The organism is Streptomyces griseorubiginosus, from assembly GCF_017614965.1.
GTDB classification, from domain to species: domain Bacteria; phylum Actinomycetota; class Actinomycetes; order Streptomycetales; family Streptomycetaceae; genus Streptomyces; species Streptomyces griseorubiginosus_B.
The window spans coordinates 1-19175 of the sequence record NZ_WVUG01000164.1 but is presented as its reverse complement, the minus strand read 5'-3'; the positions used below and the strand labels follow the sequence as shown (position 1 = coordinate 19175).

At 68.9% G+C, this 19175-nt stretch carries 21 protein-coding genes and 1 pseudogene; 14 read left to right on the top strand and 8 right to left on the bottom strand.

Annotated features, from left to right (window positions below; genetic code table 11):
* From GRC12_RS27025 to GRC12_RS27010, 4 genes are all read left to right on the top strand, one after another.
* Positions 1-934: WD40 repeat domain-containing protein (locus GRC12_RS27025; RefSeq protein WP_208781981.1), on the top strand; the 934-nt coding region annotated here is incomplete at its 5' end.
* Positions 931-1362, top strand: a complete 432-nt coding sequence (locus GRC12_RS27020; RefSeq protein ID WP_208781980.1) for a hypothetical protein — start codon at positions 931-933, stop codon at positions 1360-1362. The genes GRC12_RS27025 and GRC12_RS27020, both read left to right, overlap by 4 nt.
* Positions 1363-1392: 30 nt before the next feature.
* Entirely contained in the window at positions 1393-1851 is a 459-nt protein-coding gene (locus GRC12_RS27015) for a CD225/dispanin family protein (RefSeq protein ID WP_208781979.1), read from the top strand.
* Positions 1848-2237, top strand: coding sequence for a DUF2752 domain-containing protein (locus GRC12_RS27010; protein WP_308286646.1), 390 nt, complete (start codon positions 1848-1850; stop codon positions 2235-2237). The genes GRC12_RS27015 and GRC12_RS27010 overlap by 4 nt, the downstream gene beginning before the upstream one ends.
* A 160-nt stretch (positions 2238-2397) precedes the next feature.
* Here GRC12_RS27010 and GRC12_RS27005 read toward each other — a convergent pair whose 3' ends face one another.
* The gene (locus GRC12_RS27005; protein WP_208781978.1) at positions 2398-3633 is read right to left on the bottom strand and encodes a cytochrome P450; all 1236 of its coding nucleotides are present in this window, start codon (positions 3631-3633) and stop codon (positions 2398-2400) included.
* 231 nt (positions 3634-3864) lie between these two features.
* Between GRC12_RS27005 and GRC12_RS27000 the strand changes: the two genes are divergently transcribed.
* On the top strand, positions 3865-5034 hold the full coding sequence (locus tag GRC12_RS27000; protein ID WP_208781977.1) for a steroid 3-ketoacyl-CoA thiolase: 1170 nt from the start codon (positions 3865-3867) through the stop codon (positions 5032-5034).
* A gap of 33 nt (positions 5035-5067) precedes the next feature.
* Positions 5068-5310, top strand: a complete 243-nt coding sequence (locus GRC12_RS26995) for a hypothetical protein (protein WP_208781976.1) — start codon at positions 5068-5070, stop codon at positions 5308-5310.
* Here GRC12_RS26995 and GRC12_RS26990 read toward each other — a convergent pair.
* Both GRC12_RS26990 and GRC12_RS45820 read right to left on the bottom strand, forming a co-directional pair.
* Positions 5271-5468, bottom strand: a complete 198-nt coding sequence (locus GRC12_RS26990) for a DUF397 domain-containing protein (protein ID WP_208781975.1) — start codon at positions 5466-5468, stop codon at positions 5271-5273. The genes GRC12_RS26995 and GRC12_RS26990 overlap by 40 nt on opposite strands.
* Positions 5440-5628, bottom strand: a pseudogene (locus tag GRC12_RS45820) (XRE family transcriptional regulator); the annotation flags it as partial. The pseudogene GRC12_RS45820 and the gene GRC12_RS26990, both read right to left, overlap by 29 nt.
* A 65-nt stretch (positions 5629-5693) precedes the next feature.
* Here GRC12_RS45820 and GRC12_RS26985 point away from each other — a divergent pair.
* Genes GRC12_RS26985 through GRC12_RS26965 form a run of 5 tightly spaced genes read left to right on the top strand, consistent with a single transcriptional unit; the run spans position 5694 to position 8974 of the window.
* A complete protein-coding gene (locus GRC12_RS26985) occupies positions 5694-7037 on the top strand; it encodes an RNA-guided endonuclease InsQ/TnpB family protein (protein ID WP_208781974.1) in 1344 nt (447 codons plus the stop codon).
* Positions 7038-7085: 48 nt separating this feature from the next.
* The gene (locus GRC12_RS26980; RefSeq protein WP_208781982.1) at positions 7086-7472 is read left to right on the top strand and encodes an ATP-binding protein; all 387 of its coding nucleotides are present in this window, start codon (positions 7086-7088) and stop codon (positions 7470-7472) included.
* Positions 7473-7475: 3 nt separating this feature from the next.
* Positions 7476-8003 carry a GNAT family N-acetyltransferase gene (locus tag GRC12_RS26975; RefSeq protein WP_208781973.1) on the top strand — a complete coding sequence of 176 codons (528 nt, stop codon included), beginning with the start codon at positions 7476-7478 and terminating at the stop codon, positions 8001-8003.
* 48 nt (positions 8004-8051) lie between these two features.
* Positions 8052-8516, top strand: coding sequence for a hypothetical protein (locus GRC12_RS26970; protein ID WP_208781972.1), 465 nt, complete (start codon positions 8052-8054; stop codon positions 8514-8516).
* Positions 8513-8974 carry a pyridoxamine 5'-phosphate oxidase family protein gene (locus tag GRC12_RS26965; RefSeq protein ID WP_208781971.1) on the top strand — a complete coding sequence of 154 codons (462 nt, stop codon included), beginning with the start codon at positions 8513-8515 and terminating at the stop codon, positions 8972-8974. The genes GRC12_RS26970 and GRC12_RS26965 overlap by 4 nt, the downstream gene beginning before the upstream one ends.
* Positions 8975-8978: 4 nt before the next feature.
* On the opposite strand, the gene GRC12_RS26960 is transcribed toward GRC12_RS26965, so the two are convergent.
* Together GRC12_RS26960 and GRC12_RS26955 are read right to left on the bottom strand one after the other, a co-directional pair.
* Positions 8979-9671: a YoaK family protein gene (locus GRC12_RS26960; protein WP_208781970.1), complete on the bottom strand. Its 693-nt coding sequence runs from the start codon at positions 9669-9671 to the stop codon at positions 8979-8981.
* 39 nt (positions 9672-9710) lie between these two features.
* Positions 9711-10229, bottom strand: a complete 519-nt coding sequence (locus tag GRC12_RS26955; RefSeq protein WP_208781969.1) for a hypothetical protein — start codon at positions 10227-10229, stop codon at positions 9711-9713.
* 190 nt (positions 10230-10419) lie between these two features.
* On the opposite strand from GRC12_RS26955, the gene GRC12_RS26950 reads away from it, so the two are divergent.
* From GRC12_RS26950 to GRC12_RS26940, 3 genes are all read left to right on the top strand, one after another.
* The gene (locus GRC12_RS26950) at positions 10420-15057 is read left to right on the top strand and encodes a polymorphic toxin type 17 domain-containing protein (RefSeq protein WP_208781968.1); all 4638 of its coding nucleotides are present in this window, start codon (positions 10420-10422) and stop codon (positions 15055-15057) included.
* 74 nt (positions 15058-15131) lie between these two features.
* Positions 15132-15500 carry a hypothetical protein gene (locus tag GRC12_RS26945; RefSeq protein WP_208781967.1) on the top strand — a complete coding sequence of 123 codons (369 nt, stop codon included), beginning with the start codon at positions 15132-15134 and terminating at the stop codon, positions 15498-15500.
* 425 nt (positions 15501-15925) lie between these two features.
* A complete protein-coding gene (locus GRC12_RS26940) occupies positions 15926-17221 on the top strand; it encodes an alpha/beta hydrolase (RefSeq protein ID WP_208781966.1) in 1296 nt (431 codons plus the stop codon).
* Here the strand turns inward: GRC12_RS26940 and GRC12_RS26935 are convergent.
* From GRC12_RS26935 to GRC12_RS26925, 3 genes are all read right to left on the bottom strand, one after another.
* Positions 17167-17583, bottom strand: a complete 417-nt coding sequence (locus tag GRC12_RS26935; RefSeq protein WP_208781965.1) for a transglycosylase SLT domain-containing protein — start codon at positions 17581-17583, stop codon at positions 17167-17169. The genes GRC12_RS26940 and GRC12_RS26935 overlap by 55 nt on opposite strands.
* A gap of 278 nt (positions 17584-17861) precedes the next feature.
* On the bottom strand, positions 17862-18665 hold the full coding sequence (locus GRC12_RS26930; RefSeq protein ID WP_208781964.1) for an ECF transporter S component: 804 nt from the start codon (positions 18663-18665) through the stop codon (positions 17862-17864).
* On the bottom strand, positions 18662-19175 hold a 514-nt coding region (locus tag GRC12_RS26925), incomplete at its 5' end, for an AAA family ATPase (protein WP_208781963.1). The genes GRC12_RS26930 and GRC12_RS26925, both read right to left, overlap by 4 nt.

The following is a 19175-nucleotide window of genomic DNA, read 5'->3' as shown; positions in this document are numbered from 1 at the left end:
GCCCCCGCCTCCACGGAGGACCGTCCTCGCCGAGGCCGGCCCCTGTGGTCACCTCGTACGAGGGCCCGGAAACCTGCTCGCCCTGGCCTGCGACGACGGCCTGGTCCGCGTCCTCGACGGCAGGAAGGGAGACCCCGTCGCCCAGTGCCTGCCCCTTCACGGCGGACACCCGATGTGCCTCGCGTGGAGCCCCTGGAGGCGGCACGTGGCCAGTCGGCACGACGACGGCACGGTCGTCGTGTGGGACCTGCAGACCGAGACGCCCGCGCTGGTCTTCGGCGTGGCGGGAAGAGGTTCCTCCCTCGCCTTCAGCGCGGACGGCCGCTGGCTCGCGCTGACCGTGGAGAACCGCGTCGAGGTCTACGACACACACGGCGTCCGGGTGCGGGACCTGCCCGTCTCTCCGGCCTCCGTCTGGGGGGCGAAGAACGCCCGGGTGCGGACGGCGGGCGAGAAGATCGCGCTCGGGCCGGTTGGCTTCACCCCCGGCGACCAGGGTGTCGTCGTGGCCTGCAGTGACGGCCCGGTACGCGAGTTGGACGGACAGGGGCGGACGGTCATGGAGTGGCGGCATCCCCGGCCCGTTCTCTGTCTCGCCCACACGGAGGACTTCATCGCCACCGGCTGCCACGACGGCCAGGTACGGCTCTGGAGCTGGGACGGCCGGCAGTTGTGGCGCAAGGGCTACCGGCGGTCCGTCCTTCAACTGGCGTTCTCCGCCGACTGCTCGGCGCTCGCCGTCGCCGACGAGGGGGGCGGGGCGGCCGTACGGAACCTGCGCACCGGGACCGCGTTCTTCGTGGGGAACATCTCCGGCTGGCCGGTGGGGGCCGGATTCCTGGACGACGACGAGGGGTTGGTGACCGCGTCCCGCACCGGCGTCGTCGAGCGCTGGTCACTGCCCGACTGGATGGCCGAAAGGGACACATCATGACCGACGTCGAGGTTGAGATCCTCTGGCCCTCGGCTCTCCCCTCCCGTCCCGCCGAGGAGGGGCAGGACCTGCTGCGCGCGGCGGGCGTCGACACCACGTGCATGCTCCTTCCGACGCGGAGAGGGGCAGCCGACGTCGTACTGGTACTCGTCACGACCGGAGCGCTGGAGCCGTTCCTGCGGACCCTTTTCCGGAAATTCGCCGAAGAAGCCCACGCGGCGCTGAAGAAGTTCACACAGCGGCTGTTGAAGCCCGCCGCGGAAGGCCAACCGGCGCCCCGGGGCCTGGTCTTCGAGATGCCGACGGGCGGCCGGGTCACCTTCACCCCTGATCTTCCCGAGCAGGCGTACAAGCAGGCAGTGGACCTGGATGCACGCGACGGGCGCTGGGCTTGGGATTCCCGTAACACCATGTGGATTCCGAAATGACACTGCGCGGGGGGAGGAGGGAAGTCGGCCATGGCGGACAAGCGCCCACCACCACACCCTGGCAACGAGGACTGGGATCCGTACGCCTCCCAGACATGGGAGCGGGGAACTCCCTTCGAGAAGCCGCCGAATCAGCCGCACTCCACGGCGCCGGAGCAGTCGCCGTGGCAGAGCCGGCCATTCGGTGACCGGTGGAGGGGGGCCGCCTTCGCGACACCGGCGGCGCCGCCCCAGACGTATTTGGTGCCGTCCATCCTCGTCACGCTCTTCTGTTTCCTGCCGACCGGGATCGCCGCCATAGTCTTCGCGGCGAAGGCCGGGTCCAGCACCACGGTGGGCGACTTCCAGGGAGCGGCCGACGCGTCACGGAAGGCCAGGATGCTCGTCCTCGTGAGTGTGGGGATAGGTCTCCTCTTCTGGCTGACCATGATCATTGTCGGCGTCGCGTCCAGCGGCTCCTCCGCGTACGGGCAACCGCCGGCGCCGTGAGGCCGCTCCGCTCCCGCCCTGCCGGTGAGGCATGGCTCGGTGCCGGGTTGCTGGCCGCCGTGACGCTCGCCGCGGCGCTGGGGGACCCCACGCATCCCGGCCGCTTCCCCACCTGCCCGTTCCACGCCCTCACCGGGCTCGACTGCCCGGGCTGCGGCACCCTGCGCGCGCTGTACGAACTCGCCCACGGCCATGTCGTTTCGGCGCTGGACCACAACGCGTTCCTGGTCGTCTTCCTGCCGCTCGGCGCCCTCGCATGGCTGCGCGCGGTCACCGGCAGCAGGTCCCCCTCACGGGTCCATCCCGGCTGGGCGTGGTTGGCTCTGGTGGTCGCCTGGGGCGTGATCCGCAATCTCCCGCTCTTCGGGGGAGCGCTGGCCGCGTAGGGGACGGCCCGCCTCGGGGGAGCGGTGGCGGCGTAGGGGACGGCCCGCCGCGCCGCGGCCCTCGGGGGAGGCAGGAACGGGGCGTAGGGGGGATGTTCCTGCCTCCCTCGAGATCCGCGGGACGGGCCGGCGGCTCCGGGATGCCGCCGGCCCGAGATCGTCAACCCGCCCGCACCTGAAGGTGCTTGACGCCGTTGATCCACGAGGAACGCAGCCGGTCCGGGTCCTCGACCAGGGTCAGGTCCGGCAGGGCGTCGGCGATGGCGTTGAAGATCAGGTCGATCTCCAGGACCGCCAGGGACTTGCCGAGGCAGTAGTGCGGGCCTCCGCCGCCGAAACCGAGGTGGGGGTTGGGATCGCGCAGGATGTCGAAGGTGTCGGGGTCGGTGAAGACCTCGGGGTCGTGGTTGGCCGCCGCGTAGAAGATGCCGACCCGGTCGCCCTTCCTGATCTGCTTGCCGCCCAGCTCCACGTCCTGGGTCGCGGTGCGCTGGAAGGCGTTGACCGGGGTCGCCCACCGCACGATCTCCTCGGCCGCCGTCTGCGGCCGCTCCCTCTTGTACAGCTCCCACGCCTCGGGGTGGGTGAGGAAGGCGTGCATGCCGTGGGTGATGGCGTTGCGGGTCGTCTCGTTGCCCGCGACGGACAGCATCAGCACGAAGAAGCCGAACTCGTCGGAGTTCAGGTTACCCTCGTCCTCCGCCGCCACCAGCGTGGTCACGATGTCCTTCGCCGGGCACTGCTTGCGCTCCGCCGCCATGTTCATCGCGTACGCGATCAGCTCGGCGGCCGACTGGGCGCCGATCTCCTCGGTGATCGCGTACTCCGGGTCGTCGTACGAGATCATCTTGTTGGACCAGTCGAAGATCTTCGCCCGGTCGTCCTGCGGGATGCCGATGAGCTCCGCGATGGCCTGGAGGGGCAGTTCGCAGGCGACGTCGGTGACGAAGTCGAAGGGGCCGGAGCGCTCGCGGGCCTGCGCGGCGATGGTCCCCGCGCGCTCGCGCAGCCGTTCCTCCAGCGCCCGGATGGCCCGGGGCGTGAAGATGCGCTGCACGATCTGGCGCACCCGGGTGTGCTCCGGCGGGTCCATGTTGAGCAGGATCAGCCGCTGGGCGTCGATCGCCTCGCGCTCCATGTTCTCGTGGAAGCGGATGATCGCCGTGTTGAGATACGAGGAGAACAACTCGGGGTGCGTGGAGACGTACTTGACGTCCGCGTGCCGGGTGACGGCCCAGTACCCCTCGTCCTGGAAACCGGCGACGTTGCCCGGCTGGGCGATCCAGCGGACCGGTTCGGCCCGGCGCAGCTCGGCGAACTCCGGCAGGGGCACACGGGCGTGCAGCAGATCGGGGTCGGTGAAGTCGAACCCGTCGGGAAGAGCTGGACAGGGCATGGGGACTCACTCCAGCCGGTGTTCTGACGGACCATCAGGTTTGCCGTGAAGGTAGTAACGGGTTCTACAAGAGGCAAGGGGTACGGCACCCCGAATTGTGTGCACGACCCTTGCGGTTGGGGACGCCCTGTCAGCAGACTGCACTCAGAACTAGAACACGTACTAGTTCAGCGTGGCGGGGCCGGCCGGGACGCCCCCGCGCCGCGCGGGTACCGGAGGAGAGGATCCCCCATGGCCGCGGAACCCGTGATCGTCGAAGCCGTACGCACCCCGATCGGCAGGCGCGGCGGAGCACTCGCCAACCTGCACCCCGCCTATCTCCTGGGCGAGACCTACCGTGAACTCCTCGGCCGCACCGGCATCCCCGCCGACGCGGTAGAGCAGATCGTCGGCGGCACGGTGACCCATGCCGGCGAGCAGTCCATGAACCCCGCGCGCACGGCCTGGCTGACCGTGGGCCTGCCGTACGAGACCGCCGCGACGACCGTCGACTGCCAGTGCGGCTCCTCGCAGCAGGCCTCGCACATGGTGGCCAACATGGTCGCGGCCGGCGTCATCGACGTCGGCATCAGCTGCGGCGTCGAGGCGATGTCGCGGGTCCCGCTGGGCTCGGGATCCAAGCACGGCCCCGGGAAGCCGTTCCCCGACGAGTGGAACGTGGACCTCCCCAACCAGTTCGAGGCGGCGGAGCGCATCGCCCGGCACCGCGGTCTGACCCGCGAGAACGTCGACTCGCTCGGCCTCATCTCGCAGGAACGGGCGGCGATCGCCTGGGCCGAGGAACGCTTCAAGAAGGAGACCTTCGCCGTCCAGGTGCCCACCACCGAGGACGAGCAGCGCGCCGGACAGGGCATGTGGCGGCTCGTCGACCGCGACGAGGGTCTGCGCGACACGTCGATGGAGGCGCTGGCCGGCCTGAAGCCGGTCATGCCCACCGCGATCCACACCGCGGGCAACTCCTCGCAGATCAGCGACGGCGCGGCGGCCATCATGTGGGCCTCCAAGCGCATGGCGCGAGCCCTGAAACTGCGGCCCCGGGCGCGGATCGTCGCGCAGGCACTGGTCGGCGCCGACCCGCACTTCCACCTCGACGGCCCCATCGACGCGACGCGCGCGGTGCTGGGCAAGGCCGGCATGACGCTGAAGGACATCGACCTCGTCGAGATCAACGAGGCGTTCGCGTCGGTGGTGTTGAGCTGGGCGCAGGTCTTCGAACAGGACCTGGAGAAGGTCAACGTCAACGGCGGAGCGATCGCGCTCGGGCATCCGGTGGGCGCCACCGGGGCCCGCCTCATCACGACGGCCCTCCACGAACTGGAGCGCACCGACAAGGAGTTCGCCCTCATCACCATGTGCGCGGGCGGCGCACTCGCCACCGGCACGATCCTTCAGCGGCTGTAGACGGGCGGGGGACCGGGCTGGTCTTCTTGCCCGATGCTGATCAGCCTGATCCTCCGCGTCCTGCCCTTCTACATCCGCGAGCCGCTCGTCATCGCCATCTGCGCGGGCTTCGCCGGCCTGGCCTTCTACTGGTTCTTCACGGACGGAGGCCTGGCCAGGGGCGGAATAGGCCTGATGTTCCTGGCCGTCGGCGTCCTGCGCTTCTTCTTCGCCCGAAGAGAGTGGAGATCCCGCCGTCAGGCGGGTGTGGCGGCACCGGCCCAGGAAATGAACTGACGAAACACGTCGGGCCGGAAGGCAAGCACCGGCCCGACGGGGTTCTTGGAGTCGCGTACGGCTACGGTGGCGCAGGGCAGTTCGGCGACTTCGAGGCACTCGCCGCCCTGGTCGCCGCTGTAGCTGGACTTACGCCACTGAGTCGTCTTGCTCTCCAAAGCGTTCCTCCATCACGCGCCGGATCAACTCCGCCGAGTCCCTGAGGGAGAGCGCGGCAGCCTGAAGGTGATCGTAACGGAGCGAGCAGTCCTTGACCGTGTCCGGGCTGGCGGTTGGGTGCCCGCTTCCGTACCCCTCGGTGTAGACGACGTGACGGTCGGTGCGTACGTCAGGGTTTGGGTTCCATCGTGGTGATATAAGGCGAGAGTGTATGGTGATCGTTCATGGGCGAACTCGGTCTGGTGAAGCGGCAGTTCGGGCACCGTGCCCGGCTGGCGCTGTCCCCTGCCGAGATCCGGCTGATCGATGATCAGGCGCATGCGGCCCGCACCCTGTGGAACTGCCTGCACCCCTGGTGGCAGATGACGCCGAAGAGTGACACGAAGCTGTCTCTCGCTGATGCGGCGATCCGGCAGGCCCGCAAGGACCTCGACTACCTCGCCGTGCTGCCCGCGCAGGCCGCGCAGGCCGTCTTGAAGACCTACCTGCGCGCGTGGGTGAACTGCTGGGAAGGCCGAGCCAGCGAGCCCGCCTACAAGGGCCGGTTCCGCTCCGCGATGTCCGTGGACATTCCGCAGGGCCGGGACCTGAACATCGTCCGGGTGCACCGCCGGTGGGGCATGGTCAACCTTCCCAAGGTCGGCCGGGTCCGCTTCCGCTGGACCAAGGATCTCCCGGTCGGGAAGAGGGCGGACACGGACAACCGGATCACCGGCGCCCGCCTCGTCAAGGACGCGCTGGGCTGGCACATCGCCTTCCGCGTGCAGAGCCTCGACCGCGTCCCCGAGCCCCACCGGGGGCCGGAGGTCGGCATCGACGCCGGGGTGAACATCCCCCTGGCCCTGTCCAACCAGGACCACCAGGACCACGGCCGCCCGCCGCGCCTTCCGGACGGCACCGCCGACCGCGACAAGTGGCTCACCCCGAAGGAGAAGGCCAAGCTCCTGCGCCTGGAGCGGCAGGCCGCGCACCGCAAGAGCTTCCGCAAACGCGGGGAGATGGCCTCCAGGCGTTTGCGGCACACCTACGACCAGATCAAGCAGCTCCGAGCAAAAGCCACGCGACGAGCCATGGACTGGCAGCACCAGACCACCACGTATCTCGCCCGCACGTACGGCGTGCTGGTGGTCGAACGGCTCAACATCCTCGGCATGACCAAAGCCCCCCAGCCGAAGCCCGACCTCGAGCAGCCAGGCGTGTTCCTGCACAACGGGGCCAGGGCGAAGGCCGGACTCAACCGTGCCATCGCCCAGGAGGCGTGGGGGCGGACCGTGACGATGCTGACATACAAGAGCGCCCGCTACGGCGGCCGGCTCGTCCAGGTCCCCGCCCCGCACACCTCCCAGCGGTGCTCAGCCTGCGGGTTCACCACCCCCAGCAGCCGAGAGAGCCAGGAACTGTTCGCCTGCAAGAACCCCGCCTGCGGCTGGACGGCGAACGCTGACTGGAACGCAGCACGGAACATCGTGCGCCTGTACCGGATCGGCCACGTCATCGTGGAGGTCCCGGCCGCCGGAAGGCGCGGTCGCAGGGCGGGTAAAACCGTCAAACCTGCCGCAGCAATGTAGGCGGGAATCCCCTTCCCGAGCGCAAGCGAAGGGAGGGGAGAACTTCAAATTCCCCCCACCTACCGGCTCTGCCTCACCGCGAGCGAGCATTCGGCCCGTCACATCCGCCGTATCGTCCGCTCGTTGCTGGCGGAGTGGGGCATGCCGGAGCTGACCGACTCCGTCGAGCTGGCCGTGACCGAGCTGGTCGCCAACGTCGTACGGCATGTGCCGGACCGCCGCTGTGTGCTGCTGGTGCTGCGGCAGACGGCGGGTATCCGGGTGGAGGTGTCCGACGGGAGCCGGCAACCTCCGTGTCCACGCGGCGAATTGGGGGAGGACGCGGAGAGCGGACGGGGGCTGCTGCTTCTGGGGGCCGTGGTCGACAAGTGGGGTGTGGCGCCCGCGCCCGGGGGCGGGAAGACGGTGTGGTTCGAGATCTCGGGATACTCGTGAGGCATGGACGAGATCGAGGTCAGGGAGCTGACGCCGGAGGACGAGGCGGGCGTGGCGCGGCTGTTCGCGGCGTGCGAGGACTACTTCGTCGCGGCGACCGGGGCGCCGGCGCTCGCGGCGGACGTACAGAGCCTGTACTACGCGCTCCCCGAGGGCGCCGACGTCGACCAGAAGCGGCTGCTGGTGCTGTGCCGGGGTGAGGAGATCGTCGGTCTCGTCGATCTGGTGGACCGGCATCCGGACGCGGGGAGCTGTTCGGTCGGGCTGTTCCTCGTCGCCCCGGACGTGCGGCGCGCGGGGGTCGGTACGGGTGTCGCGCGGCGGCTGATCGAGGAGGCGGCCGGGCGGGGGATGCGGACCGTGACGGCCACCTGCCCGTCGGGATGGGAGCCGGGGCTGGGGTTCCTGCGCGGTCTGGGGTTCGAGGTCGGCGTACCGCGTGCGCTGACGGGCGACACGATCGGCAACCGCACCCGGTATCCGGCGGAGACCGGCCTGCACACGGCCAGGCTCACGCTCGCCGACCGATGAGTTTTGTCGGCCGGTGGTGTCTTCCTCTTGGTTGAGGAGGTGGTCGCGGTGGTCGCGACGGCAGAGCGGGAAGCCCTGGAACGGCGGCTGGACGTCCTGGTCGGTGAGTGGGTGGTGGAGGCCGATTTCCCCGGGATGGAGGCGCCACCCGGGCGCTGCGTCTTCGAGTGGACGCTGGACGGGCGGTTCCTCGTCCAGCGCAGCGAGGCGCCGAGCCCCGCGCCGGCCAGCCTGTCGGTGATCGCCGTGGACCCGGAGACGGGCGGTTACACCCAGCACTACTACGACTCCCGGGGCGTCGTACGCGTGTACGCCATGACCTTCGCCGACGGGGTGTGGCAGCTGCTGCGCGAGAAGCCGGACTTCACACCGCTCGCCTTCCGGCAGCGGTATGTCGGGCGGCTCGGCGAGGACGGCGCCACGATCTCGGGCGCCTGGGAGAGGGGCGCGGCGGACGGTTCGGGCGAGTGGGAGCGGGACTTCGGCCTCACCTACCGCCGGAGGGGCCGATGAGCGGGGCCGGGACCGTACGCGAGATCGTCGACGGCGCCCTGTACCTGGTGCTCGCCACCGCCGACGCGGACGGGCGCCCCTGGAGCTCGCCGGTCTACTTCGCGCACGACGACTGCCGTACCTTCTTCTGGATCTCCTCGCCGGAGGCCCGGCACTCTCACAACATCGCGGTACGGCCGCAGGTGGGGATCTCGGTGTTCGACTCGTCGGCGGCCATCGGGACCGGGCAGGGGGTGTACATGTCGGCCGTCGCGGAGGAGGTGGTCGACGCGGAGGCGGCCGGGCGCGCCATGGAGGTCTTCTCCCGCCGCTCGCTGGGGCACGGAGGGCGGGCCTGGACGCTGGACGACGTGCGGGGCGACTCCGGGATGCGGCTGTACCGGGCCGTCGCCGACGACCACTGGATCCTCGCCAAGGACGGCCGACCGGACCACCGGATCCCGGTGGACCTCGGCTGACCGGCTACTCCCGTCCCGACGCCACCACCGCCAGCACCCCCGCCGTCAGCGCCGCGATCAGGAGCGGGATGCCCAGGCCGTGGTGGAGGACCAGCCACGCGCCCAGAAAGGCGCCCGCCGCCATCGCGACCACCGAGGCGCTGCGGCGCGGTGAGCGCCCGCCCGAGCCGCCGCCCGCGCGGGAGTCGGAGGCGAGACCGGTGAGGGTCATGGTCAGGACGGTCGTCGTCAGGTCGGCGATGCCGAGTTTGCGGACGGTGGCGTTGCGCAGGCCCATCGCGAAGGCCGTGAGGGCGATCACGGCGTAGACGGTGGCGGTGGCGTGCGGCGCGGCGAACGCGACGGCGGCGGAGGCGCCGACCAGGACCGCCTCCGCGGCGAGGGTGAGCCGCGCCCAGGTACGGCGCGAGCCCTCGCCCCGCCACCGCGCGACCCGGCCGCCGGCCACCGCGCCGAGCAGGAAGCACAGCAGCGAGGTGGCGGTGTGCGGCACGGAGAAGCCGGGCGCCCCGGCCGCCGCGAACCCGAGGACGACCACGTTCCCGGTCATGTTGGCGGTGAAGACATGGCCGAGCCCCAGATAACTCACCGCGTCGATCAGCCCGCTGACCACGGTCAGCCCCAACAGGACAACCACGAGCCGCAGTCCGCGCGCCTCGGGTTCTTTTCCTTTTTTGACCTGAATATCACTGGTCATTCATGCTCCCGTTGCCCGTGGTTGGACTGTTCAATTCCATCACGCAGACGCCTCCATGACGTGTAATCGGCACTCGATGGCCCATTGACAGGTTCGCGCCACCCCCGAAAGAATCTTCGCCGGTGTCAGTCGGAAAAGATCGGAACGGGGGAAAATCCGGATGCGAAAGAAAAGCACAGCGAGACGCTTCTTAAGCGCTCGACCGCTGGTCGTTCTCGCGACCCTTATGGCCATGTTGGGCGGAGGCTTCTTGTCAGCGGGGCCCGTGGCGGCGGCCCAGGGCGGCACGGTGTCGGCCACGCAGGGCGCGGTGGCACGCGGAGCGGTGGCGCGGAAGTCCAAGCCGCTGAAGCCGGTCAACCCGATGACGCTGAAGCAGCGTCGTGCACAGGTGGCGGCGCTGCGAACCCCGAAGAGTGCCGGAATGATGGAGGCGCTGCCGGGCGGCCGCAGGCTGGTGGGCAAGGGAACCGCAAAAGACAGTGCCAAGAGCAGTACGCGGAGCGGCTCTTCTTCGAAGGTGAAGAGCACGGCGGGCGAGAGTGCCGCCGCCGCCATTGCCGCTCCGTCGAACCTGAGGATAGCCCCGCATGACTGGTTCGGCTTTGCTGTCGAGTGGGGAGACGTGAAGTGGGACAATCCGGCAGGTTCCAAGTCCTTCCATATGGCCTTGTACCGGGCTTCGGACAACAAGCTGATCAAACAGGATTGCCACTCATACGCGTCCGACCCCACCCCGGTAAGCGGAATGGGATGGGACGACCCCACCATTCTGACGCTGGGTGTCGGCTACTACCTGAAGGTCTCCGTCTCCGCAGACCCAGGCACGCAGTCGGACCCGCAGGGGACAGGCTGCGCCACGGGCTGGAGCGCCGAGGCGAAGTCGCCGACCATCGTCGCCCAGGGCCCGCCGGTCAACGTCTCCGAGAGCGAGACCTACGGTTGTGGCTGTCTGGACACCACGGGCAGGATGCCGTTCCAGGGTTACCTCGGTGATCCGGTCAACACGGCCACGGGGGCACAGGCCGAGTCCGCGGTGGATGCCGCGGTTCAGGCACCGGGTGTGGCCTTTTCGATGCGGCGGACGTACTCGTCGAACAACACCACGTCGGGAATGCTGGGAAGAGGCTGGTCCTCCCCGTACGACGCGCACCTCCTGGTCTCGTCCACCAAGGCCGTCTACGTCGCCGACAGCGGGGCGCGCATCACCTTCGCCAAGGACGCGACTTCCGGCGTCTACACCGCATCTTCTCTCGGAGTGACGGCGGCCCTCACCGGCTCGGGCGGCAGTGGGTTCACGTTGACGACCAGCGGTCGCGAGAAGCTCACCTTCGACGGCAGCGGCAAGCTTTCCGGCTGGCAGGACGCCGCCGGCGCCGGGCTGTCGTTTTCGTACTCCGGCACCGACTTGGCGACGGTCAAGGATGCCGGCGGTCACGAGATCAAGCTGACCGTCGATCCCACAAGCCATCTGTTGCAGAAGATCGACCTGCCTGGTGGCCAGAGCGTCGCCTACGGCTATGACAACGGTCTGCTGACGTCCGTCAAGGGTACCGACGGTGGCACTTTCGTCTACGGCTACGGCGACAACGGTCTGCTCACCAGCATCACCGACCCGGCGGGCCAGAAAGTGATGCGGACCGAGTACGACGACAACGGCCTGGTCACCCATCAGACCGATGCCGACGGGAAGACGACCACGTTCTCCCGGGCGCCCCTGGAGACCGACTATCAGGACGCGAACGGCGGTATCTGGTCGGACCTCTACAGCGGAAGCGTGCTGCGCAACCGTATCGACCCGCTCGGCAACATCACCTCGTACCAGTACGACGCGAAGCTGCGGCTCACCGATGTCACGGACCCGCTGGGCGTGGACACGGTCATGACCTACAACTCCGCGGGCGACATGCTCAGCCGGACCCGCGCCGGGGTGAGTGAGTCCTGGACGTACGACACGTCACACAATGTGACCTCGTACACGGATGGGCGCGGCGCGAAGACGTCGTACGTCTATGACGCGAACCAGCACCTGAAGTCGGCGGACGGCCCGGCGGGCAAGACGTCCTTCACGTACAACGCGGCGGGCCGGGTGGACACGGCCACCTCTCCGCGTGGGAAGGTCACCTCGTTCGGCTACGACGACCAGGGCAACCTGACCAGCCGCACCCAGCCGTCGGGCGCGAAGACGACGTACACCTACGACTCCGCCGGGCGCCTGCTCACCAGCACCAGCCCCCGCGGCAACGTCTCCGGCGCGAACCCGGCGTCGTACAGGACCACATACGTATACGACTCGGCGGGCCGCCTGCAGAAGGTCACGGACCCGCTCGGCAACGTCACCTCGTACGAGTACGACGCGAACGGCAATCAGACGAAGGTCACGGATGCCGCGGGCGGTGTCACCGCCTACGCCTACGACACGTCCAACCGGGTCACCTCGGTGACCGCTCCCGACGGTTCCTCCGAGAGCACGACCTACGATGCAGCCGGGCACGCCCTTTCCCAGACGGATGCGACGGGCGGCAAGACCACCTACGGATATGACAAGGCGGGCCGCCTCGTCTCGACCACTCCGCCCAACGGCAACGTTGCGGGCGTGGATCCCTCGAAGTACACCACGACCTACGGTTACGACGCCGACGGGAACCGGACTTCGACCGTGGACCCGACGGGGGCACTGACGACGACCGAGTACGACTCTTTCGGTCGCCCCACCAAGGTCACCGATCCGATGAAGGACGTCACGGTGACCGCCTACGACGGCGACGGGAACGTCTCCCAGGTCACGGACCCGCTGACCAAGGTCACCAAGTACACCTACACGCCCTCCAACCTGCCGCTGACGGTCACGGACCAGCTGGGCAAGGTCACCACCTACGGCTACGACGCCGACGGCAACCGCACCTCGGTCAAAACCCCGCTCGGCAACAAGACGACGTATGCCTACGACGACGACGGCCGTCTCGCGTCGACCACCGACCCCCGCGGCAACGCCGCCGGCGCCCCTCCGGACAACTACACGACCTGGTACGAGTACAACCCGGACGGCTATCAGACAGCTACTTGGGACGGGGCCGGTGCGGAAACCGACACCACCTACGACGCGAACGGGAACATCACCTGGACCCGTGACCCGGAGAGCCGGGTCACCACCTACGGATACGACAATCTCGGCCGGTTGACCAAGGTGAACGCCTTCTACGACGGCGCTACCTCCTACACCTACGACGCGGCCGGCAACGTCAAGACGCGCACCGACGCGAACAACCACATCACCACCTACGGCTACGACGCGGCCCGCCGCCTCACGTCGGTCACCGATCCGCTGAGCCGGAAGACCTCCTACGCCTACGACGCCGACGGCAACCTCAGCAAGACGACCACACCGCGCGGCAGCACCAGCCAGACCTGGGACGCCCGGGACCTGCTGACCAAGACGGACTACTCGGACTCCACGCCCGACGTCAGCTACCAGTACGACGCGGCGGGCCGCATGACGCTGCGCAACAACGGCGTGCTGTCGGAGGACTTCGGCTACTACGCCGACGGACGGCTCAAGAACAGCCGCGGCTACTCCTACGCCTACGACGCTGCCGGCCACATGCTCAGCCGCACCCTCGGCGACGGCAACACCATCGGCTACACCTACGACGACGACGGCCGCACCAAGACCATGACGGCCGACTCCAAGACCACCAGCTACGCATACGACGCAGCAGGCAATCTGACCACCACCACCCTCCCCAACACCGAGACCGAGACCCGGCAGTACACCCTAGGACGCCTTACCGGAGTCACCTCCGCCAAGGCCGGCACCACCGTCACCAGCACATCCCTCACCCTGTCCCCCGGCGGTCTTCCAATCCACGTGAACGTCTCGCGCACGGGCGTCGGCAGCGGCGGCTGGGACCTGACCTACGACAGCCACGGTCGCCTGGCGTCCGGCTGCGCCCCCCGGCCCACCGACGTGGGCTGCCCCGCCGCCCGCGCCACCACCTACACCTACGACAGGGTCGGCAACCGGCTCACCTCGACCCTCGGTACCACCAGCACCAGCTACAGCTACGACGACGCCGACGAGCTGATGTCCAGCACCACCGGCTCCACCACCACCGCCTACGCCTACGACGGCGAGGGCAACCAGACCAAGGCCGGCGCCGACACCTACACCTACGACCTCGCCGGACAGATCTCCGCCGCAACCGTGGCGGGCACCAGCTACACCTACACCCACGACGCCACCGGCAACCAGCTCACCACCAGCAAATCAGGCACTGTTCAGGGTCGCCTCGACTGGGACCTCAACGCTTCAACCCCGCAGCTGGCCACCGAATACGACAGCACCGGGGCGGTCAAGCAGTCCTACCGCTACGACCCACTCGGCCAGCCCACCGCCACCAAGACCAGCTCCGGCGCTCTCTTCTTCTACCACCACGACACCCAGGGCTCCCCGGTCGACGTCACCGGCAGCACCGGCACCCTCTACCAGCGCTGGAGCTACGACCCCTACGGCACCCGCACTCTCAACACCGTCACCACCGGCGCCCCCACCAGCACCCCCGCCTACACCGGCGCCCGCTACGAAACCACCACTGGCAACCTAGACCTCCACGCCCGCCAATACACGTCCACCACCGGACGCTTCACCAGCACCGACCCGCTGACTCCGGACCGCAACAGCCCCTACACCTCGGCCTACGCCTACGCCGAGGACGCACCCACGGTGTACACCGACCCCAGTGGCATGTGCAGCATCACAACCCAGCTGAAGGACGTGTTCACCGGCAACTGGGGCTGGAACAACAACTGCGCGAAGGAAGACCGAGAAAGCGCGACGAAGCCACCTGCGGTCCAGGCTGCCAAGAACTTCTCCGACACGGCCACCCGAAGCCTGATCAACACCACCGGCCAGGCAAGCCTGGGCTTCCTCGACGGCCTCACCTTCGGCACCTACAGCTACTTCAGCGGCGCCCAGATCACCTGCCCGACCGTGTACAACGTCGGGTTGTACGCGACCATGGTGCCATTCCCGATCGAGGGCGGGGGCAAGCGCCTTGCGGCCGAGGGCGCCGAGGTGCTCGGGCGGGACGTAGTCCAGACCGGAATGAAGGGTCTGATCAAGAGGGCCCAACTGCCTATCCGGGGACGCATTCGATATGTTCCCCCATCGGGAACGTCTATCAGCGCGGGGCTGCCCAGGGCTCCGAAGGGCGGATTCATCGACAAGTTCGGCAATATCTGGGAGAAGGGGCCATCTCGGACCCCTGGTGAGCCGTTCGAGTGGGACGTTCAGCTGAGTCGCCAGGGCAGGGCGCAACTCGGCTGGGCTAGTCGGGATGGAAGCCACCTGAACGTCTCTCTCAACGGGAGAATCACGCACAAGTAAATTGCTTGCGCATTCAGAACGGCGGCGCCTCCCGTGTCTGACCGGCACGGGAGGCGCCTTGACAGGGTGGATCAATGACTATGCATGCCGAGTTGAAGGTATTCCTGCGCGTCAACAATGACAGGGCGCTGGACAAGGTTCTCTCCAAGATTCGGCAACTGTGCCCCCTGCCGCTCGGTGAGGCCGCAGGGGAACGGTACTGGAAGGATCCCGGGCTACAGGATGTTCGGCTGCCGGTCTCGATTCCACCGGGGTCCGTCGCCGACATGACGTTCGAGGCGCTGCGCGTGGCCTGGGCACTCGGAGGGCCGTGGAGCGTGACGAGCATCGGTGAGCCGGGCACGGAGGGATGGGAGTTCGAGGCGCTTGCCGAACACAAAGGGGCCCGCTTCCACGTGCCGGGCCTGGAGTGGGCGCGCATTTCACTGCGCGACGGCACCTGACAGTCTGCCCCCGCACGCCCTCGCCGAGGACAACCTCGCCGCGGAGAGTCCCGATCTGCTGCACGCACTACGACGCTGCCGACAGCCTAAGGGCACGCAGAAGAACGTGCCCTTAGGCTGTGTCCATGTTCCGGGTGCTTTCTGTGGGGAAAATCCGGGAGTCGGAGTGAGACAAGGGCGGATATCGGGACGTGGCCCACCTTGAAGGCGTGGTGACTGCGACCAATCAGTAGCTGCCGAAAGGGCCGATATGGCGCCTTCCATTTTGAGGTGATGTGGGAGGTGCTATATCAGATGTGCAAGCAACAGCACGGTTTTCGCGGAAAGACCCTGTTCCGGTCGGCCGGACGGGCGGGGTGCACCCCACCATGGGCGCGGGGGCTCTCGGATGTCGACGCGCAGCGTACGTCCGTGGCGTCGGTCACTTGAGTGATGGGACGCGCAAATCACGGAAAACTCGGACCAGTTGGCGAGCGTGGCGGGGGCTCGCCGGAGCGGCTGCCCTGCTGCTCGCCGGGCTCGCCGTGGCCCCGGCCGCGGTCGCCGGTGAGCAGCAGCATGTGCGGCGGGGTGAGCTGGTCGCCGTCACGCCGCTCGCCCGGTATGACGCCGGGCTGGTGCGGCGGTACATGAAGGAGCGGGACATCGTCGCGGACTCGGTGCGGTACGGAGTACGGGCGTACCGGCTGACGTACCGCACGGTGGACCCGTACGGGAATCCGACCACCGCGACCGGCCTGCTCACCCTCCCCACGGGCGGGGCGCACCGCCTCGACGTCGTCTCCGACACCCACGGCACCATGGTCAAGCGCACCGACGCGCCCTCCGCGGGTGAGGACCTCAACCGGGTGCCGTCGTATCTGAACGCGAGCGCCGGGCGCGCGGTCGCCGCGCCCGACTATCTGGGCCTCGGTGAGGGGCCGGGCCCGCATCCGTACATGGACACCGGATCCTCCGTCACCGCCAGCCTCGACATGCTGCGCGCGGCCCGGACGGCCGCGGCGGGGCTCGGCCGCCCGCTCAACGGCAACCTCTACGCGACCGGTTTCTCGCAGGGCGGCCAGGTGGCGATGGCGCTGGGGAAGGCCCTGTCGCAGGGTGCCGACCAGCACTTCCGTCTGAAGGCGCTCGCCCCGATCAGCGGCCCGTACGACCTGGAGGGCACGGAGATGCCGGCCCTGTTCGACGGCCGGGTCAACGACACCAGCGGTGTCCTCTACATCTCGTACTGGCTGGTGGCCCAGAACCGTCTGCACCACCTCTACGACACCCCCGGCGAGGTGTTCCGCGAGCCCTACGCCGACCGCGTCGAGTCCCTCTACGACGGGGACCACGACGAGGACGACGTGCTCGCTCAGCTGGCACCGACGGTGAAGCGGCTGCTCACGCCGGCCGCCTACGAGCGACTCCAGCACCCCACCGGGGCTCTCCTCACCGCGATGCGCGCGGCCGACCACACCTGCGCGTGGAAACCGGTGGTTCCGGTGCGGCTGTACGCCGGTGACAAGGACACCGACGTGCCCTTCGGCAACGCCCGCACATGCGCCCGCACCCTCGCAGGTCAGGGAGCGAGGGTGCGGGTCGTCGATCAGGGGGCCGTGGACCACTTCGGGTCGTTCGCGGTGTCGGCGCCCCAGGTGGTGCGGTACTTCGACGGCATACGGGATCAGTACCAGCCGTTGGCCTGCCAGAAGGCCCAGGCGCCGGCGGGGCTGCCGTAGCGGGAGTTCATGTACTGCAGACCCCACTCGATCTGGGTCTTGGCGCTGGTCTTCCAGTCCGAGCCGGCCGAGGCCATCTTCGAGCCCGGCAGGGCCTGGACCAGGCCGTAGGCGCCGGAGGAGGAGTTGGTCGCGGTGACGTTCCAGCCGCTCTCGTGGGCGACGATGTTGTTGAAGGCGTTGTACTGCGCGGCGTTCGGGATCATCCTGTGCGCGATCGCCTTGGCCTGGCTCACGGAGTCGGCGGTCGCGGCGTGGGCGGGCGCCGCGGTCAGCACCATGCCGGTGGTGGCGGCGGCCACGGCGGCGGAGGCGAGGGCCTTCTTCGGCGAGATGCGGCGGGCGAGGCGGGAGACGAACACGAGGAACCTCTTCTTCGGGGACAGGGAGTCGCGGTCATGCGTCGGCGCCGAGGCCCGGGGGCTTGTCGGCGCCGTGCGACGCCGTCCAGAGAAACAGGCTCGGAGGGTGTCTGCAATGACCGCTTTTACTAGTTGTGGCCGCATGTGGGGGGTACGTGATCCCTGTGACTTGGATCTCAACATGCAGGTCGGAGGCGGTTATGGCATGCTCACGGCGTCCGATATGCCCTACTAGGTAGGGTAGTGAGTGATCTGGGTCATGTGGTTCGGTTCACCGCTCAACCGCTCTTGAATGTGACGGCGGTCTCGAAGGCGGCCCGGCGGGTGGCTCTGCGTAGCGCCTTGAGCACGGCGGGACCGAGGGCGAGCGTGAGGACGACGGTGACGAGCGCCCGGCCCAGGTCCCAGCCGAGGGAGGTCGCCAGACAGTACGCGACGAAGCGGGCCAGGTTGGCGGGCACGGCCGCGTGCGGGTCGAAGGCGATGCCCGAGGCCAGGGCGCCCATGAAGGGCCAGCCGGCGAGGTTCATGACGGTGCCGTAGGCGAGGGCGGCGAGGAAGCCGTACGCCGAGAGCAGGGCGAGTTCGGTACGGCCCCTGAGGCGGTCCGGGCCCGGCAGCAGCCCCGCGCCCATCGTGAACCAGCCCATCGCCAGCATCTGGAACGGCAGCCAGGGGCCGACACCGCCGGTCAGCAGGGCCGACGCGAACATCGTCAGCGAGCCGAGGGTGAAGCCGAAGCCGGGGCCCAGAACGCGGCCGCTGAGCAGCAGCAGGAAGAACATCGGCTCGATACCGGCGGTTCCGGCACCGAGGGGGCGCAGGGCGGCGCCGGTCGCGGCGAGGACGCCGAGCATGGCGACGGCCTTCGGACCGAGGCCGGACTCGGCGATGGTCGCGGCCACGACGGCGACGAGCAGGATGAGCAGACCGGCGAAGAGCCAGGGGGCGTCCTGGGCGTGGGCGGCGAGCGTGGAGTCCGGCGGAGCGAGGAAGGGCCAGCCGAAGGCGACGACGCCGACGGTGGAGGTGAGGGCGAGGGCGGTGAGGGAGCGGGGGCCGAGGCGGATGGCGTTCGTCATGACAGGGCGTCTCTCACTCGGGCGCCTGACAGGGCGTTTCTCACCTGGGTGACCGTGAGCCATTTCTGCGGGGCGAGGATCTTGGTCACCTGCGGGGCGAAGGAGGGGGAGGACACGACGATGTCCTCGGTCGGGCCGTCGGCGATGACCTCGCCGTCCGCGAGCAGGATCACCCGGTGGACCAGTTCGGCGGCCAGTTCGACGTCATGGGTGGCCAGGACGATCGCGTGGCCCTCGGCGGCGAGGGCGCGGAGGTGGGTGACGAGACGGGTCTTCGCCGCGTAGTCCAGACCGCGGGTCGGTTCGTCGAGGAGAAGCAGGGGTGGCCGGGCGGTGAGGACGACGGCGAGCGCGAGGGTGAGGCGCTGGCCCTCGGAGAGGTCGCGGGGGTGGGTGGCGTCCGGGATGCCCGGGAGCAGGTCGGAGAGGAGGGCGCGGCAGGTGCCGGGAGCTGCTTGGGCGTCCTCGTCGGCGGCCGCGCACTCCGCGGCGACGGTGTCGGTGTAGAGG

What these genes read in the sequence shown, in the direction of transcription:
- GRC12_RS26950 (WP_208781968.1), top strand. Translation starts at nt 10,420, where the DNA reads ATGGGATGGGACGACCCCACCATTCTGACGCTGGGTGTCGGCTACTAC.
- GRC12_RS27000 (WP_208781977.1), top strand. Translation starts at nt 3,865, where the DNA reads ATGGCCGCGGAACCCGTGATCGTCGAAGCCGTACGCACCCCGATCGGC.
- GRC12_RS26955 (WP_208781969.1), bottom strand. Translation starts at nt 10,229, where the DNA reads ATGGCGGCGGCGGCACTCTCGCCCGCCGTGCTCTTCACCTTCGAAGAA.
- GRC12_RS26975 (WP_208781973.1), top strand. Translation starts at nt 7,476, where the DNA reads ATGGACGAGATCGAGGTCAGGGAGCTGACGCCGGAGGACGAGGCGGGC.
- GRC12_RS26930 (WP_208781964.1), bottom strand. Translation starts at nt 18,665, where the DNA reads ATGACGAACGCCATCCGCCTCGGCCCCCGCTCCCTCACCGCCCTCGCC.
- GRC12_RS26960 (WP_208781970.1), bottom strand. Translation starts at nt 9,671, where the DNA reads ATGACCAGTGATATTCAGGTCAAAAAAGGAAAAGAACCCGAGGCGCGC.
- GRC12_RS27020 (WP_208781980.1), top strand. Translation starts at nt 931, where the DNA reads ATGACCGACGTCGAGGTTGAGATCCTCTGGCCCTCGGCTCTCCCCTCC.
- GRC12_RS26995 (WP_208781976.1), top strand. Translation starts at nt 5,068, where the DNA reads ATGCTGATCAGCCTGATCCTCCGCGTCCTGCCCTTCTACATCCGCGAG.
- GRC12_RS27005 (WP_208781978.1), bottom strand. Translation starts at nt 3,633, where the DNA reads ATGCCCTGTCCAGCTCTTCCCGACGGGTTCGACTTCACCGACCCCGAT.
- GRC12_RS26945 (WP_208781967.1), top strand. Translation starts at nt 15,132, where the DNA reads ATGACTATGCATGCCGAGTTGAAGGTATTCCTGCGCGTCAACAATGAC.
- GRC12_RS26985 (WP_208781974.1), top strand. Translation starts at nt 5,694, where the DNA reads ATGGGCGAACTCGGTCTGGTGAAGCGGCAGTTCGGGCACCGTGCCCGG.
- GRC12_RS26965 (WP_208781971.1), top strand. Translation starts at nt 8,513, where the DNA reads ATGAGCGGGGCCGGGACCGTACGCGAGATCGTCGACGGCGCCCTGTAC.
- GRC12_RS27015 (WP_208781979.1), top strand. Translation starts at nt 1,393, where the DNA reads ATGGCGGACAAGCGCCCACCACCACACCCTGGCAACGAGGACTGGGAT.